Annotated in this window: 14 protein-coding genes; 1 reads left to right on the forward strand and 13 read right to left on the reverse strand. The window is 70.9% G+C overall.

The window, feature by feature from the left end; all coding sequences use genetic code 11:
* A partial coding sequence (locus ACLQ14_RS17825; protein WP_425815641.1) for an FAD-dependent oxidoreductase occupies positions 1 to 1154 on the reverse strand: 1154 nt, incomplete at its 3' end.
* A 78-nt stretch (positions 1155 to 1232) separates the two neighbouring features.
* On the opposite strand from ACLQ14_RS17825, the gene ACLQ14_RS17830 reads away from it, so the two are divergent.
* Positions 1233 to 1604: an ArsR/SmtB family transcription factor gene (locus ACLQ14_RS17830; RefSeq protein WP_425815493.1), complete on the forward strand. Its 372-nt coding sequence runs from the start codon at positions 1233 to 1235 to the stop codon at positions 1602 to 1604.
* 19 nt (positions 1605 to 1623) lie between these two features.
* Here ACLQ14_RS17830 and ACLQ14_RS17835 read toward each other — a convergent pair whose 3' ends face one another.
* The 12 genes from ACLQ14_RS17835 to ACLQ14_RS17890 form a co-directional block, all read right to left on the reverse strand.
* A complete protein-coding gene (locus ACLQ14_RS17835) occupies positions 1624 to 2838 on the reverse strand; it encodes an N-6 DNA methylase (RefSeq protein ID WP_425815495.1) in 1215 nt (404 codons plus the stop codon).
* 9 nt (positions 2839 to 2847) lie between these two features.
* Positions 2848 to 3168: a tudor domain-containing protein gene (locus ACLQ14_RS17840; protein ID WP_425815497.1), complete on the reverse strand. Its 321-nt coding sequence runs from the start codon at positions 3166 to 3168 to the stop codon at positions 2848 to 2850.
* A 66-nt stretch (positions 3169 to 3234) separates the two neighbouring features.
* Positions 3235 to 3705 carry a hypothetical protein gene (locus ACLQ14_RS17845; RefSeq protein ID WP_425815499.1) on the reverse strand — a complete coding sequence of 157 codons (471 nt, stop codon included), beginning with the start codon at positions 3703 to 3705 and terminating at the stop codon, positions 3235 to 3237.
* A gap of 119 nt (positions 3706 to 3824) precedes the next feature.
* A complete protein-coding gene (locus ACLQ14_RS17850; protein WP_425815501.1) occupies positions 3825 to 4394 on the reverse strand; it encodes a type II toxin-antitoxin system prevent-host-death family antitoxin in 570 nt (189 codons plus the stop codon).
* Positions 4395 to 4402: 8 nt separating this feature from the next.
* Positions 4403 to 4957, reverse strand: coding sequence for a hypothetical protein (locus ACLQ14_RS17855; RefSeq protein WP_425815503.1), 555 nt, complete (start codon positions 4955 to 4957; stop codon positions 4403 to 4405).
* Positions 4950 to 6749: a type IV secretory system conjugative DNA transfer family protein gene (locus ACLQ14_RS17860; protein WP_425815505.1), complete on the reverse strand. Its 1800-nt coding sequence runs from the start codon at positions 6747 to 6749 to the stop codon at positions 4950 to 4952. The genes ACLQ14_RS17855 and ACLQ14_RS17860 overlap by 8 nt, the downstream gene beginning before the upstream one ends.
* Before the next feature lie 8 nt (positions 6750 to 6757).
* Complete coding sequence (locus tag ACLQ14_RS17865; protein ID WP_425815507.1) at positions 6758 to 8284, reverse strand: ATP/GTP-binding protein; 1527 nt, start codon at positions 8282 to 8284, stop codon at positions 6758 to 6760.
* Positions 8281 to 9804 (reverse strand): SCO6880 family protein, encoded by a 1524-nt coding sequence (locus ACLQ14_RS17870; protein ID WP_425815509.1) that lies wholly within the window; start codon positions 9802 to 9804, stop codon positions 8281 to 8283. The genes ACLQ14_RS17865 and ACLQ14_RS17870 overlap by 4 nt, the downstream gene beginning before the upstream one ends.
* 17 nt (positions 9805 to 9821) lie before the next feature.
* Positions 9822 to 11570, reverse strand: a complete 1749-nt coding sequence (locus ACLQ14_RS17875; protein WP_425815511.1) for a hypothetical protein — start codon at positions 11568 to 11570, stop codon at positions 9822 to 9824.
* Positions 11554 to 12375, reverse strand: a complete 822-nt coding sequence (locus tag ACLQ14_RS17880; RefSeq protein ID WP_425815513.1) for a hypothetical protein — start codon at positions 12373 to 12375, stop codon at positions 11554 to 11556. Before ACLQ14_RS17880 ends, ACLQ14_RS17875 begins: the two co-directional genes overlap by 17 nt.
* Before the next feature lie 3 nt (positions 12376 to 12378).
* Positions 12379 to 12723: a hypothetical protein gene (locus ACLQ14_RS17885; RefSeq protein WP_425815515.1), complete on the reverse strand. Its 345-nt coding sequence runs from the start codon at positions 12721 to 12723 to the stop codon at positions 12379 to 12381.
* On the reverse strand, positions 12716 to 13939 hold the full coding sequence (locus ACLQ14_RS17890; RefSeq protein WP_425815517.1) for a MinD/ParA family ATP-binding protein: 1224 nt from the start codon (positions 13937 to 13939) through the stop codon (positions 12716 to 12718). Before ACLQ14_RS17890 ends, ACLQ14_RS17885 begins: the two co-directional genes overlap by 8 nt.
* Between the last annotated feature and the right edge of the window lie 152 nt (positions 13940 to 14091).

Consider the following 14091-nt stretch of genomic DNA (forward strand, 5'->3'; position numbering starts at 1 on the left):
GTCGCGAGCAGGAAGGTCGGCGCGCGGCCGTAGGACTTCATCCCGACCAGGTAGAACCCGTCGTCCGGGTGAGACAGGACAGCCTCACCGTGCGGGGGCACGGTGCCGCACGAGTGCTGGTTCGGGTCGATCAGCGGCGCGAGCGCGCTCGGCGCCTCCACCACCGGGTCGAGGTCGAGGCGCAGCTCGCGCAGCATCTCCAGGTCGGGCCGGAACCCGGTCGCGTTCACGATCGCGTGGACCTCGACCTCGAACACGTCCTCGCGCGTGGTCCCGAACACCCGCACCATGTCCGCGCCCGGCATGAGCCGCTCGATCGTCGTCCATGTCACCAGGGTGAGCCGTCCGGCGTCGACGGCGGTCTTGAGGCGGGTGCCGAGCAGGCCGCGCGCCGGGAGCTCGTCGTCCGTCCCGCCGCCGAACAGGCGTCGGGCGGAGCCGCCGCGGATCGCCCACGTGATCCGCGTCCCCGGGTCGGCCTCGGCCAGCTCGACCAGGCTCAGCAACGTGTTCGCGGCGGAGTGGCCCATGCCGACGACGAGCGTGTGGCGCCCCGCGAACCGCTCGCGCTGCGCGCCGAGCACGTCAGGAAGGGGGCCCGCCACGAAGGCCGCCGCATCGTTTTCTCCGGCTGCGGGCAGGCCGGAGACCCCGAGCGGGTTGGACGACCCGAACGTGCCCGAGGCGTCGATCACGGCTCGGGCGTGGACATCGGAGACCTGCCCCGCGGCGTCCACCGTGCGCACGAGGTACCCGCGACGCTCCCGACCCAGCGACCGGGTCTTGTCCGCACCCTCGCGGGCGACCGCGACGACCCGCGTTCCCAGACGAAGCCGGGGGGCCAGTGCGCGCGTCGCGGCGAGCGGCTCGAGGTACTTCCCGACCAGATCGGTCCCGGTTGGCAGGGCGTCGGGGTCAGGTGCCACCCAGCCGGTGGGCTCCAGAAGGCGCTTCGCCGCCTCGTCGACGTCGTAGCGCCACGGCGAGAACAGGCGCACGTGCCCCCATGACGCCACAGCCGCCCCGACGCGGTCGCCCGCCTCCAGGACCAGCGGCTCCAGTCCACGCTCCAGCAGGCGTGCTGCGGCCGCCAGCCCGACGGGCCCGCCGCCGATCACCACCACCGGAAGCTCAGATCTCGTGACCTCGCCCATCACCACTCCCATCGAAGACTGTCGATCAATCGCAGGCCCAACGTATCGACAAATCTCGATAGGTGGCAAGATGAGGCCATGACGTCGACCGCCGAGCTCCCCCTCGCCTCCCCCGCTCCTGCCGCGGTCTGCGACTGTGGGGTGCCCACGCAGGGCGCGGACCCCGGCGTGGCTCGCTCGCTGGCCCAGACCTTCAAGGCCCTCGGCGACCCGACCCGCGTGCAGCTCCTGTCGATCGTCGCGGCCGCCGACGCCGGTGAGGCGTGCGTCTGCGACCTCACCGGGCCGGTCGGCCTCGCGCAGGCCACCGTCAGCCACCACCTCAAGATCCTCGTCGACGCCGGCTTGCTCACTCGTGAGCAGCGAGGACGCTGGTCGTACTACTCCGTCGTCGACGGAGCACTCGGAGAGGTCTTCGACTCACTCGTCAGGGTCCTCGACCGGCGATAGGCGACCGACGTCGACCGCGTCAAGCGCGCCCGATGGGACGGGCGACGCGTTCGAGGATAGTGAGCAGGTAGGTCCCGGTCCCCATCGCGGGGTCGACCGTGATCACGCTGGGGTTCCGGAAGCCCGCCGTCTTCCCGAGTCGGGTCGTGAGCGCGTCTTCGGTCAGGCGGACCATCTGCTCCGCGACGGGCAGGGGCGTGTAGTAGGAGCCGGACTGCTTGCGCAGGTTGTTGTCGTACAGCTCGAGGAAGTCCTCGTAGAGGTACAGGTAGGTGTCGCGCTTCCCGCGGCGAACCCGGTCCCAGTTCACGGACCCGACGACCCGCACGAGCAGGTCGAGGGTGACCTTGAAGTCGGCGGCGACGTCGTCTGTCAGGACCTGCAACGCCTTGCCCATCAGGGAGTGCTCCGCCCCGAGCTTGCTCCCGATCGTGTGAAGGGACGCCCCAGACAGGTCAATGTCCTCGGTCCGCGCGAGGAGCAGGGCGAACGTGACGGCTTGGGCGTACCCGTCGGCGAACACGTCGTCGGTGGCCTGCGGGAACAGCAGCGCCCGCCAGTCGCGCGCGAGCCCGTGAAACGGCTGGTCCGCTTCGTCAGCCCCGCCGGCGATCGCCTGCGTCTCCTTGGTGAGCTGGTCGAGCACCTCCCCTCGCAGGAGCCGCGTGAGGGGCGCGATCGCGCGCACGAGCGCACCCACGGACGTGATGGGGACGGGTTGCCATCGCAGGAACGCGGTGAGCATCGTCTCGAGCGCAGCAGGCGCTGCGAGCGTGTCGCCCGCGGTCTCCAGGTCCCCGGTGAGGACCACGGGGTCTCCGACGGGCTCGCCGTCGACGTACAGCCGCCACTCGGTGCCGTTGGTGTAGAGGAGGTTCGGCAGGTCACGCTGTCGTTCCCACTGGACCTTGTCGTGGCCGCGGAGCCGGTCAGGGTCGATCGTCCGACCCGGTGCCTTGACCTCGACGTAGCCCGTGGTGACACCCGCGACGCGGACGCCGTAGTCCGGGCGGACTCGACGCTCGGTGTCCTGGACCTCGTCGTGGAACGTCGCCGGGACGCCGAGGTGGTCCCCTACGGCGCTGAGCAGTTCCTCGAGCGGGGTTCTGATCGCGGCCTCGCGGTCGCCCGGGCCGGCGAGCTTCTCCCGGCATCGGACACCGAAGTGGGAGACGACGTCGTCGAGCCAGTTCACTGTGGACGTGGAGGGAGGCTGGGATGGGGCGGCGGGCACAGGCTGAGGTTACGTGCCTGGCGCAGGGTTGGGACGGATCTCGGTGTGGTCGCGCCACGCGGTCGCACCGTCGTCGAATTCGACGGTCCACTCATCGGAGCCAGGCCGGTCGAGGATCGTTGCGGGTTCCCATTCGGCGGCCGCGCCGAGGCCGCGTGTCGATACGCGTGTTCCCGCCGGGTACGGGTCGTGCGAGTCCAGGTACTCGCGCACGAGCTCGTCGACGGGCATCGGGCCATCGGGCGCGGCGTCGACGTACCGCTGTAGCGGGTCGAGCGCGCCCCACGCCTGCGCGAGCGCGTCGACGGGGTCGGGTCCGTTGTCAGTCATCGGGGGTATCTCTCCATCGCCAGTTGGGGAGCACGCTAGTGACCGCCACCCACATGGGGGCGGCGGTCAGAAACAGCCGTTACTGGCGACGGCGTACACGCGGACCGTCTGATTCACGACGGCGATCTCGCCTGTGTGACGCACCAGGACGTGTTCGCGCAGTGGTCGGCCATCGACGGTGAACTTCGTGCGCGTCAGAGTCGCCGTGGTGGGGATCCCGTTCGCGCGACGAACGACGGGGTCGATCACAGCCAGGACGAAGTAGACGGCCGGCAGGCGACGGGCGAGGCGGTCGCAGCGGTAGACACGCGAGAGCTTGCGGCACCGGCTCGGGTCGAGGTCGAGCGCCTCCCCGGGCGCGGCGGACTCACGCGTGTAGTGGAACCAGTCCGTGGCCACGAGGCGCTCATACTCTTCGTCCCGTACGGCGCGGTAGCCGCCCGACACCAGGGCGGTGATCAAGCAGAGCAGGATGACTACGGCCAGGTACAACGCCGACCAGCGCAGATCGGCCGTCTCGCTTACCCACAGCGCCACAGCACCGAAGAGGAAGACTGCGAGTGTTGCGCCTCCCCAGGCAGCTGCTACCGGGGAACGCAGGCTATGCGTCAGTGCGCGCCACGTCTCCTTCCACCGACTCCAGCGCCCGGGGCCGCTCATTCTGGCTCGGGGCCGGCGCGCCAAGTGCGGTGCAGAAGCGGAGAGATCGGGAGGGCGGCGACGAGCTCGACGTCGTCGTCGGTGGTCCGCCAGATGACGTGCCAGCCGGTGGGCCCGTCGGTGTTCTCGGTGACGAGGAACCATCGCCACTGCGGTCCGAGGGTCCCGCGCGCAAACGGGGTGCCGTGGAGGCCGCCGCTGGCGATCTCCACGAGGACGTCGGCGAGGACCTCGCTGGGGTGTTCGCGAAGGTCGGTGACGAGGTCGGGCCAGAACGTGACGACGTCGCCGGCGCCGATGCTCGGCGCGAGGTCGGACAGCGGGGCCGTCGTCGGCCCGGACGGGTGCTGGACACGCTCGGCGGCGACGTCGACGTGCGTGCCGGCCTCGAGCGCGCCGAGCTCGTCGCGCAGCTCGTCGAAGTCGGCCCACGCGACGAGCGCGGCGTCGGGGACGCCGCGCCGGCCGAGAAGCACGGGCCCGTGCTCGGACGCCGCGACCCCGGAGACGAGGTGACCGAGGCGTGCCTTGGCCTCGGTCAGCGGGTAGATGTACGGGATCTGCATCGGGCTTCCTACGCTGCGTCGGTCTCGACCGGACTGTGGGCCTCGACATCCTCTCGCACGAGGGTGTCAAAGTCCGCAGGGTCGACCGGCGGGATCCCGACGGCGTTGCCGTTGGTCTCGTGGTGCTTGGCTGCGCACTTGCCGAGACCTCCGACGTTGCCGTCGAGGTCGTGAATCTTGGCGACGGCCGGCCACAGGTGCTCGAACCACAGCCGGATCGCGTCGGTCGGAACGGTCGAGCGGTGCGCGGCCTTCCACGCGACGAGCTGCGCGGTCATGACCTCGACGACGACGGGGTGCCCGGGCCAGCAGCCCCAGATCGCGAGGTGCTCGTTCTGGCGGCCGATGGTGGTGTTGTACCAGCCGATGAAGTCGCGCAGCTCGTACCAGAGGTCGGCACGCTCCTCCCCTTCGAGGGTCTCCCACCGCCACCGGCCGGCACGCTTGGCCTCGTCCTGCTCCGCGGTGAGCTCGTCGCGGACGGCCGCGATCTGGTCGAGGAGGGCAGCTAGGACGTCCTCGAGCTGGCGGGTCGTGGCGTACTGGGGCTCTTCCTCAGCCATCGATCTTCCTCCCGGTCAGCTGCTCGGCAGCCTTGGCGCTCTTCTCCACGGCGTCCTTGCTCTTCCCGTCCCACCAGGGCGTGAGCGTGACCTGCGCGGACTTGAGCTCGCGGTAGAACATCAGGGCCTCCCCCAGCTTGAGGCGGCGGATCTCGTCGCCTGCGAGGCGGTTCTCCCATTCCGACGACGTCGTCGTCGACCCCCCACTGTGCCCCGACGACGCCGAGAGCCGGTGGGCACGGTAGCGGCCGTGCATCTCGGACAGTGCGCGCAGGTGCTCGGGGTCCTTGATGCCGGGCAGGTACATCTGGGTGGTCGCGGCCGCGATGATCGCGTTCGCGCCGGCATCGCTCCAGCGCTGGACCATCTGCGCCTTGGACTGGCAGATGACGCGCACGGAGATCCCGCGCCCACCGGAGTCGCTCATCAGGCCGGGCAGGTCGGGCAGGGGCGCGACGTTCGCGGCCTCGTCAAGGATCAGGGCGAGCGGGGGCCATAGCCGGCCCGTCTCCTGCGACTTGTCCTTGGCTCGGCGCACGACGGCGCCGGCGAGGGTCGTCACGAGCGGCGCGACGCTGCCCACCCCCTCCCCTGACATCAGGTACAGGGTGTTGGGGCCGGTGAGGAACTCGTCGATGTCGAAACCCTCACCGGGTGCGGGGCACAGCGCCTCGAGGACGGCCGGTGACGTCAGGGCGGCGAGGAGCCCGACAAGCGTCGTCCCGAGCGAGGCCGCGGTCTCCTTGGCTTGGGACTGGGTCCGGGCCTTGAGGAGGTCGGCCCACAGCTCGGTGCCGCGGCTGACGACGGGCGCGCCGACCGCCTCCCCGGTCACAGGGTCGACGATGGCGCCCTGGCTGCGCAGGACCATGGCCGGCTCGTTACTCGAGAAGTCGGACGCCCACCGCATGACGTCGCGCATCGACCCGCCGGGCTTGAGCGCCGCCGCGTGCAGGAAGAAGGCGAGAATCTCCCCTGCCTGGTTGGTGAACCAGGCGTTCTTCCCCGAGAGGCGCTCGGGGTCCGCAGCGGCCCAGGAACGGCCCCGTTCGCGGGCCTCGTCGGGGTCTTCGCACCCTGCCACGGGGTCCCACTTGAGGGTGGTGGGCCAGCCGGTGATCGACCCGCCGTGGTCGAAGACGCTCACGACACCCTTCTCGGCGCGAGGCGTGTGCGTGTAGTAGACGACGTCGCTCTTGGTGCCGGTGATGACGACCGCGCCGGGGGCGTCGAGGATCCAGTCGATAACGAGCCGTGAGGTCTTGCCAGAGCGGGGCGGACCGATCACGAGAAACGAGTCCTCATGCTGGGCAAACAGGGGCTTGCCGCGGTAGGTGCAGACCGCGACGACGCGGTCGACCGGCGCGAGCTCCTGCGCGGCCGCCGCAGGTACGACCTTGTCGGCGGCCTCCTGCGCGGCCGACAACGTCATGGGTGCCAGGTCCCGCAGCGTCGTGCGGTTGTACCGGCGGTCGGTCATCCAACCCGCGATCGTCATGCCCGCCCAGACGGCGCCCACGATCAGGGCGAGGGCCACGACGACGACCAGGGCGTAGATCACCGGGGCCGGGCCCGGGGAGGTGACGTACCCGCCGACGGGGTTGGTAGGCCGGGCGCGCACCGCGTCCAGGGTGTCGTGAAAGGTAGGGGCGGAGTGCCCGGTCAGGGCGGCGACCGTGAGGGCCGCCAGGTGCAGCAGACCGATCAGCGCGGCCACGAGGCCGACGACGGCGATCGCGAGCGTGACCGCGGAGTCGCCGAGGCTGCGGGGCCGGCGCGGGGCCGGTGTCATGGCGCTCATCAGGCGGCCGCCGGCATCTGAGCGTTGTCACCGTGCAGGGAGACCGTCGCAGTGGAGTGCATGGCCTCGTCGGTGTCGGTCAGGCGCTCCTCCCAGGCGGAGCGGTAGTGGGTGACCAGCACGGGCTTGCGGTCGCCGACCTTGATCAGTGCGCTCCCCTTGGGTAGCTGCATCAGCACGCCGTGCGCCGATGGCGGCAGGCCGAAGAGCTCGACGAGAGCGGCTGCGTCCTCGTCGCGGTCCTGGCGGTACATGACGGCGACGGCGGCCTCCTTGATCGCGGCGCGCGCCGGGGAGTCTTTCGCCACGTCCGAGAGGTGGTGCAAGGCGGTGATGTTCTCCAACGACTCACCACGGGTGAGCTTCTGGTTGCGCTCCATGATCGTGGCGAACGTCCCGGAGACCAGGTGCCAGCCCTCCTCGACGACGAAGACCGTCGGGACCGGGTCGGCCTGGTTGTCGATGACCGCACGCAGCCACGAGTTCACCACGGCCATCACGATCGGGACCGCGGGCCCGGTGTCCGGGAGGGCGGAGATGTCGAAGACGGTCAGGCCCTTGGTCAGGGAGATGCTGCCCGACGTCGGGCCGTCGATCAGGCCGGCGAGGTCCTCGTCGACGAGCCGCTCGAGTTCGGCCGCGGCTTCGAGGCCCCAGCGGGCGAGGTCGTCGAGGCTGGTGCGGTGCGACACGTACTGCCGGGCGCCCTCATGGGGGTCCTCGAGGTGGTGCAGGACGTCGCGGATCGTCGCGACGCGCCCCGTGGCGCGTGCCTCGTCGATGGCGCACTTGCGGGCGACGCTGAGCGCCTTGCCCTCGAGCGCGCCTACGTCGCGGCCGAGAGCCTCGGTCAGGACGGCGCGCAGCAGCTGCATCTGCGAGGCACCGGACTCGCTGGTCCCCTCCCCGCCGATCGCGGGGTCGAGGACGTTGACGCATGATCCGCCGGTGTTCTTCCCGATCACGAACTTGATCGGCTCGACGCCGAGCGCGCGGGCGAGCTGTGCGTACTCGCCCTCGATCACGCCGGCGCCGCGCTGCTGGCGCTTCTTGTCGATTACGACGACGCGCCGGCCCAGCATCAGCTGGCGGATCACGCCCCACGTCTTGATGAACGACGACTTGCCGTAGCCGACGTCACCGAACACGCAGACGTTCGCCGACGACAGGCCCTCGTGCTTGTACGCCGCGAAGACGTCGAGGTAGTAGGGCCAGCCGGTGTGCTGCTCCTTGCCGACGAACAACCCGAGGTGGGAGGTCGGGGCTCCCGCGGTTGCGAGGAACAGGCCGGAGACCTGCCGCGTGGTCGACTTTGTGGCCTTGCCGACGTACTCGTAGAAGCCCAGCCGGTCCAGCCACTTGCGCCGGTTGCGGCGGACTTCGCGCTCACGCCCGGCGGTCTGCCGCCCCTTGGCCCGGCGGTCGTTCCGGTTCGGCTCCTCGGCGGGCGCGGTGGCCGCCTTGCGGCTGCGCTTGGCGTTCTTCGTGTCGGTCGCGTGCTTCGTCCAGCTCTCGATGGTGCTCACTTGCGGACCTCCATTCCCCTGGCCAGCGGCAGGCTGGTGATGAGCCCGGCGGCGTGCTTGCCGTCGAGCCAGTACAGGCTCGTGATGTTGGCCTCGTCGGCGGCGTCCTCGAGCTGGCGGACGGCGGCCGCGAGGCCCTTCTGGTCTCGGGCGGTGACGGTGACCGACATGGCCCAGTTGGCGCCGTGGACCCCGGTGCTCGGCTTGAGGTCGGCCAGGCGCTGCTGGGAGGCAGTGAGCTGGTCGTCCTCGGACCCGTCGCTGACCTTGCCCAGCGCCTCCTTGGACGCGCCGCGGTCGTGGGTGACGTCGTCCTTGGCGTGCCGGCGGGCGATGTGCGCGGGGACCAGGTCGATCGTGGTCGCGATGGTCCGAACCACGGACGGGGACACGTTGCTCAGCAGCGGGTGCAGGAAGTCCGGGGACAGTCGTCCCGGGGTGATCCCGGTGCGCGGGACGATGGCGGTGCGCGTGTACCAGGTGCTCTTGGAGCCCTGGACGACGACGTGGCGTCGCGGCTTGCAGTCCTGGGGCAGCCAGGCCCTCGCGTACGACATCGGACCACCGTCGTCGTGGACCTGGTCGATCGGGTAGTCCGCGTCCTGCAGTGACCGGATCACCGCGGACAGCCGTCGCTCGTCCAGCGGCCGCACCCGCAGCCCCTGCGCGGCGGCGCGCTCGAGCGCACCGCCGACCTCGGCGGCAACAAGCCGGGCGGCGCCGTCCTCGCCCTGCCCGTGCTCGCGGGCCGCGAGGGTGAACGCGGGGGTCACGGGCAGGCGCAGGACGAGCCAGGACCGGTGCTGCTCGGTCTGCTTGCCCACCATGTCGAGCAGCTCGACGTAGGAAGCCGTCAGATCCGGGTCCGGGGAGGCGGGCAGGAGGTCCATCACCCAGGCCGTGTGATCCCGGGTGTCGTACGGGACGACGCGCGTCACCTCCTGGACGGTCCGGATCATGCTCCCGGGCCGCGCCAGGATGGCGCAAAACCGGCCCCACCGCGCGTGGGCCTCCCCGAACTCGGACTCCTTGTCCAGGCCCGCTGCGGGGCCGGCCATCTCGACGGCGGCCGAGTAGAAGTGCCGGCGCCCCGGGGAGGTGTGCCGCAGGATCGCGAGCTCCTCCCCGGTCGGCAGGGTCGCGGACAGGACCCGGACCTGGCCGACGGCGACGGGCGCGACGTACGGGTGACGCGCCTTGTCGTCGGCCAGGTGCCGGGGGGTGAACGGGCGCCGGTGCGCCCGGTAGGAGATCTCCTCCCCGATGAACGCCGCCGCGGACCGGTCGCGCAGGAACGCGCCGGGCACCGGGGTCCACACGGCAAAGGCGAGGGCGAGGACCAAGATCGCGCCTGCGGCCGAGCCCCAGGAGATCCCGCCACCCATCAGGACGAGGAACGCCGGGGCGCCGGTCGCGATCAAGCCGAGCCACTCGATCCGGGTACGGCTGCCCCCGATGATGCCGCGGCTGCGGGTCTCTCCTCCGAGGACGACCCGCCGGTCGACAGTCTGAGTGCTCATCGTCTACTCCCCCTGGGTCACGCGATCTCGGGCGTCGCGGCGTCGGCCGACGCGCGGGTCTTCTCCACGACGGCCTGCGCGGCCTGGGCTGCGAGCTGCGCGGCGAGCAGAGCGCCGCCGGATGCGGCACCCCCCGCGGCGCTCGCTCCCGTGCTGGCTGCACCCGCACCGGCACCAGCGCCGACACCAGCTCCGGCACCTGTGCCGGCGCCGGCCGGGTTCGGCACCGCAGCCGGTGTCGGCGTCGGCCTAGGGCCAGGTGGCGGGTTCCCGGGTCCTGGGCCCGGGTTCGGGCCGGCCTGCGTGTTGCTCGCGGTGGTCTTCTCGTTGCGGGCCCGGTTCATCGCCAGGGTCTGCAGGCTCGAGCCGGCCATGCCCACCGCAGCGGCGGTCATCATCGCGCCGCCCGACCGGACACCGTGCTCGGTCGGCATGAGCGGGAACCACTTCAGAAGGGTCCAGGGGGCGAACGCGATGAAGACGACCGCGATCACGACGAGCGCCGCCTGGACGAGCTGCTTGAGGCCGTCCGAGGCCGAGGACGGTGTCGGGTCGACGCCTCCCGCCATCTTGAAGACCACCCCGACGGCGAACAGCAGCAGCGGGCGGGAGAAGATCAGGACGACGACGGCGAAGGGCACAGCCAGCGACTTCTTGCGCCACGGGGAGTACACGCTCATCCCCCAGCCCATCCCGGCGGCCACGCCGAGGATGTAGGTCGTCAGGGTCTGGACCATGAAGGTCCCGATGATCCCGAGCGCGCCGATGAACAAGATCCCGAAGACGATCAGCCCGGTGACGAAGCCACCGGGGATCTGCATGGTGATCGCCTCGAAGACGGCCGCCGAGGTCAGGGACTTCGCCGCGTCAGGGCCCATCCAGTGGATGACGCCCTCCGAGAGTCCGTTCGAGACCTGCATGATGACGTAGGCGACCGCGGGGCCGAAGACCATCATCAGGAGCGCGATGGGAACGCGGCGTACGAGCGTGTCGGACATCTCGTCGGGACCGATGCGCCCGTTCCCGTAGGAGTGGAACTGCAAGATCAGGCCGATCGCGAGGAGCAGCAGACCGATGCCGCCCGAGGCCGCGTAGGCGTTGCGCCACCACGTCGCACTCGGGTCGAACGCGACCGTGTTCACCACGAAGTCCATCGCGGTCTCGAACATCGAGACCGCGTCCTCCTTCAGGGAGTTGATGAACGCCTGCCACGCGTACTTCGGGTTGACCATGAACCCGACGGCCTTTGCCGCGTTGTACGGCGTCGACGCGGCCGTCAGAGCCACGTTGTACGCGTCCCAGAACCAGCCCTTGATCTTGTCCATGGCCGGCTCGACGACGACCGAGCAGCCGGTGCCCAACGCCCCGTTGATCGAGCTCACGACCCCGCAGACGGTGTGTGCGGCCAGCGTCGGCATCTGGTCCCGCACGAAGTGCGACTTCATCGCGTTCTGGCAGTCGTCCTGGAGGTTGTTGAGCGGCCAGTGGACGATGAGTTTGCAGGTCTTCGTCGCGGTCTTGGCGGCAGCGGTCTTCTCCGCGGCCTGCTTCTGGGCCTCGGTGTAGTCGGCGTCGTCGACCCCGGCCGCCTTGGCTGCGGCGGCGGCCGCCGCGGAGCCCACATCCGGACCGGACCCGTCAGCCGAGACCACCTGCGGCGCCGCGTGCGGCGACGACGGCGCGGAGGCCGACGCGGCTCCCACCCCCGTGCACATCAGGACCGCGGCGAGCACGCCGACGATCCACACCTCACCCCTGCGGTGCATTGGTGTACTCCGTCCATCCGGGTCCGGCGGCCGCGATCCACGCGTGCCGGTGATCAGCAGGTACGGGCGAGGTCGTGACGCCGCTCACCCCGTCGGGCAGACCGTCGAGCTGCGCCTCGTAGCCCGCCAAGTGCCAGTCGTTTTCGAACCAGGCCAAGGTCACGTGGTACTCGCCTACGCCGACGTTGCCCTTCCCCATGTATGGGGTCTCGTAGGCCACGACGTCGACGCTCGCCTGAGTACCGGGGACGCACGAGCGGACGATGAAGGCGCCCCACTCGGGGTGGAACGACGCGTTCGGGTCGAGCGGGGTCCCGTACTTCTTGACCTCGGCACGACCGCTTGTGAACTCGGCGGTCAGCGTTGCGACCGGCCCGTCAGCAGCGCCGCCGTCGAGGCCATCGGTGAGCTGGGAGACGTAGGCGGCGAACCCCTTGGCGTCCAGGCGCGGCTGGTAGAGGCCGTCCTCGATGCCCTTGACGTAGTTGGTGGCCGCCTGGACGGCGCCCTCACAGGTGTTCGCGTACCCGAGGGGCGTGCGCCCGTCGGAGGCCACCTTGCCCTTGGTGCCACCGCTGCCGGCGGCCACCCGCAGGCCGCCGACGGCGTCCGGGGCCGTGGAGGTCGACGTCGCCGGCGAAGAGGCGGCAGAGGGGCCCGCGGAGGCCGGTGGTGTCGACGAGCCCCCCAGGCCCATGGCGAGCGCGACCGCGCCGGCGCCCACGACGAGGGCGCCGGCGATGGTCGCCCACACCCACCTCGGGACACGGCGGCGCGGCCGCTCGCTGTAGTCGTCGATGGCCACGGGTCAGCCCTGGAAGACGAAGATGATCGCGCCGATGATCAGGGACACAGCGCACAGGCCGGCGAACGCCGCGATCGCGACCTTGAACTGCCCCGCGGCCTCGAGCGTGCCGTCCATCGAATGCTGGACCTTGGAGTTGTAGCCCCACTTGACGGCCGCCATGATGACCGCGACCGCACCGGCCAGGAGGCACAGGCCCCAGATCCCGCCCGCGATCACGCCGGCCTTGTTGGCGAACTTCACGCCGAAGACGGTGATCGAAGGCGTCACGCTGTCGAGCGGGTTGCTGATCTTGCCGGTGGTGAGGGTGATCGCGCTCGCGACAGACTGGGTGATGAGTTCACGCATGGTGGGGGCTCCTAGTCCAGTGAAGGGTGGCCTCGGGGGCCGGGGCGGTGAACGGCTCGGGGACGTAGTCCCCCGAGCTGGGCGTCGTCGGGAACGACGACGTCGGGAGCGGCGCGCTCGCGTTCAGCTCCTCACGCGCGACGGCGCGGGTCATCGCCCGGATGACGTCCGCCGCGGCGTAGGTCAGCGCGTCGAGGGTCGGCTGGCTGATCTCGGCGAGGGTCGTCTGCCCGCGCATCGCGATGTGCTCGTCGTACGGGAGCCGGTGGATCGTCTTGACGCCCGCTGCCGCGAGGGTCTCGAGCACCGCCTGCTCCATCGGCCCGTAGACGGGCCGGCCGTCCTCCATGATCACGGCGACCGACGTGTCCGCGAGGTACGCGCCGTGCGGGCCCATGCTCCGCAGCGCGTGGAGCGTCGCCACGGCGTGGCTGCAGCTCGGCTGCTCCAGCATGAGTGGGATCACGAAGACGTCCGCGTTGTCGACGGCAGCCCTGAACGCCCCGGACGTCGGCTGGTTGCCGGAGTCCATGACGCGGACCTTGTAGAACTCGTTGAGCTTGCGGCAGACCTTGGTGACCGCGTCGTAGGTCAGCGCGGGACGCGCGCGGCCCTGGACGGTCGCGATCACGTCGGCGAAGGACGTCTGCGTCGAGGCGTACCAGCCAACCTTTCCCTGGGCGTCGAGCTGGTCGACGTCCCGAACGAGCTCGCCGAGCCCGACGAGCGGGGAACCCTCGGAGCGCCCCGCCAGGTCGTTAGGGTCGTCCGCGACCTCGTGGAGCGCCGTGTTGCCTCCACGGATCGCGGAGAGCTGCCCGCCGAGCGTCAGCGAGAGCGTCGTCTTTCCGGCGCCGCCCTTGCGGTTGCCGACCAGCACCGCTACCGCACGAGGCCAGGCGGCCTGGCGGATGACCCGCTTGGCCTCCTCGAGGCGGACCTGTTCGGCGTACGCCTTGTCGAGCGCGGCCTGCTCCTCGGCGCCGGGAGCGACCGGAAGACCCGCGCGGGCAAGCTTGCCGCGCAGGCCCTGCCTCGCCCGGGCCTTGGGCCTGGGCTGCTGGGCCCGGATGGCCGCGGCCGACGGCGTCGCCGCGGCGAGAAGCTCCCCCGGATCGACGGGCACCGGCTCGACCGGCACGGACTGCCCCCGGAACGGTCCATCGACGACGAGGGCCGGGTCCGGCGAAACGTCCGCCGGCACCCCCTCGACCACTGGGGCAGGCTCGGGCGGCACAGCGACCACAGCCGGGGCCGGCTCGGTCACCTCACCCCCCGCGAGCTTGTCCACGACAGGGCTCCCGATCGAAACCGGCAAGCCCTCCCCTTGCGTCTCCGCAGGCTCGTACCCCGAGCCCGCCCATGGCA

The organism is Luteimicrobium sp. DT211 (assembly GCF_049844995.1).
Taxonomy (GTDB): Bacteria; Actinomycetota; Actinomycetes; order Actinomycetales; family Cellulomonadaceae; genus Luteimicrobium.

Bases quoted from the DNA above. Each gene is read 5' to 3' on its own strand.
- ACLQ14_RS17875 (WP_425815511.1), bottom strand. From the start codon at position 11,570: ATGCACCGCAGGGGTGAGGTGTGGATCGTCGGCGTGCTCGCCGCGGTC.
- ACLQ14_RS17885 (WP_425815515.1), bottom strand. From the start codon at position 12,723: ATGCGTGAACTCATCACCCAGTCTGTCGCGAGCGCGATCACCCTCACC.
- ACLQ14_RS17870 (WP_425815509.1), bottom strand. From the start codon at position 9,804: ATGAGCACTCAGACTGTCGACCGGCGGGTCGTCCTCGGAGGAGAGACC.
- ACLQ14_RS17850 (WP_425815501.1), bottom strand. From the start codon at position 4,394: ATGCAGATCCCGTACATCTACCCGCTGACCGAGGCCAAGGCACGCCTC.
- ACLQ14_RS17860 (WP_425815505.1), bottom strand. From the start codon at position 6,749: ATGACACCGGCCCCGCGCCGGCCCCGCAGCCTCGGCGACTCCGCGGTC.
- ACLQ14_RS17855 (WP_425815503.1), bottom strand. From the start codon at position 4,957: ATGGCTGAGGAAGAGCCCCAGTACGCCACGACCCGCCAGCTCGAGGAC.
- ACLQ14_RS17830 (WP_425815493.1), top strand. From the start codon at position 1,233: ATGACGTCGACCGCCGAGCTCCCCCTCGCCTCCCCCGCTCCTGCCGCG.
- ACLQ14_RS17840 (WP_425815497.1), bottom strand. From the start codon at position 3,168: ATGACTGACAACGGACCCGACCCCGTCGACGCGCTCGCGCAGGCGTGG.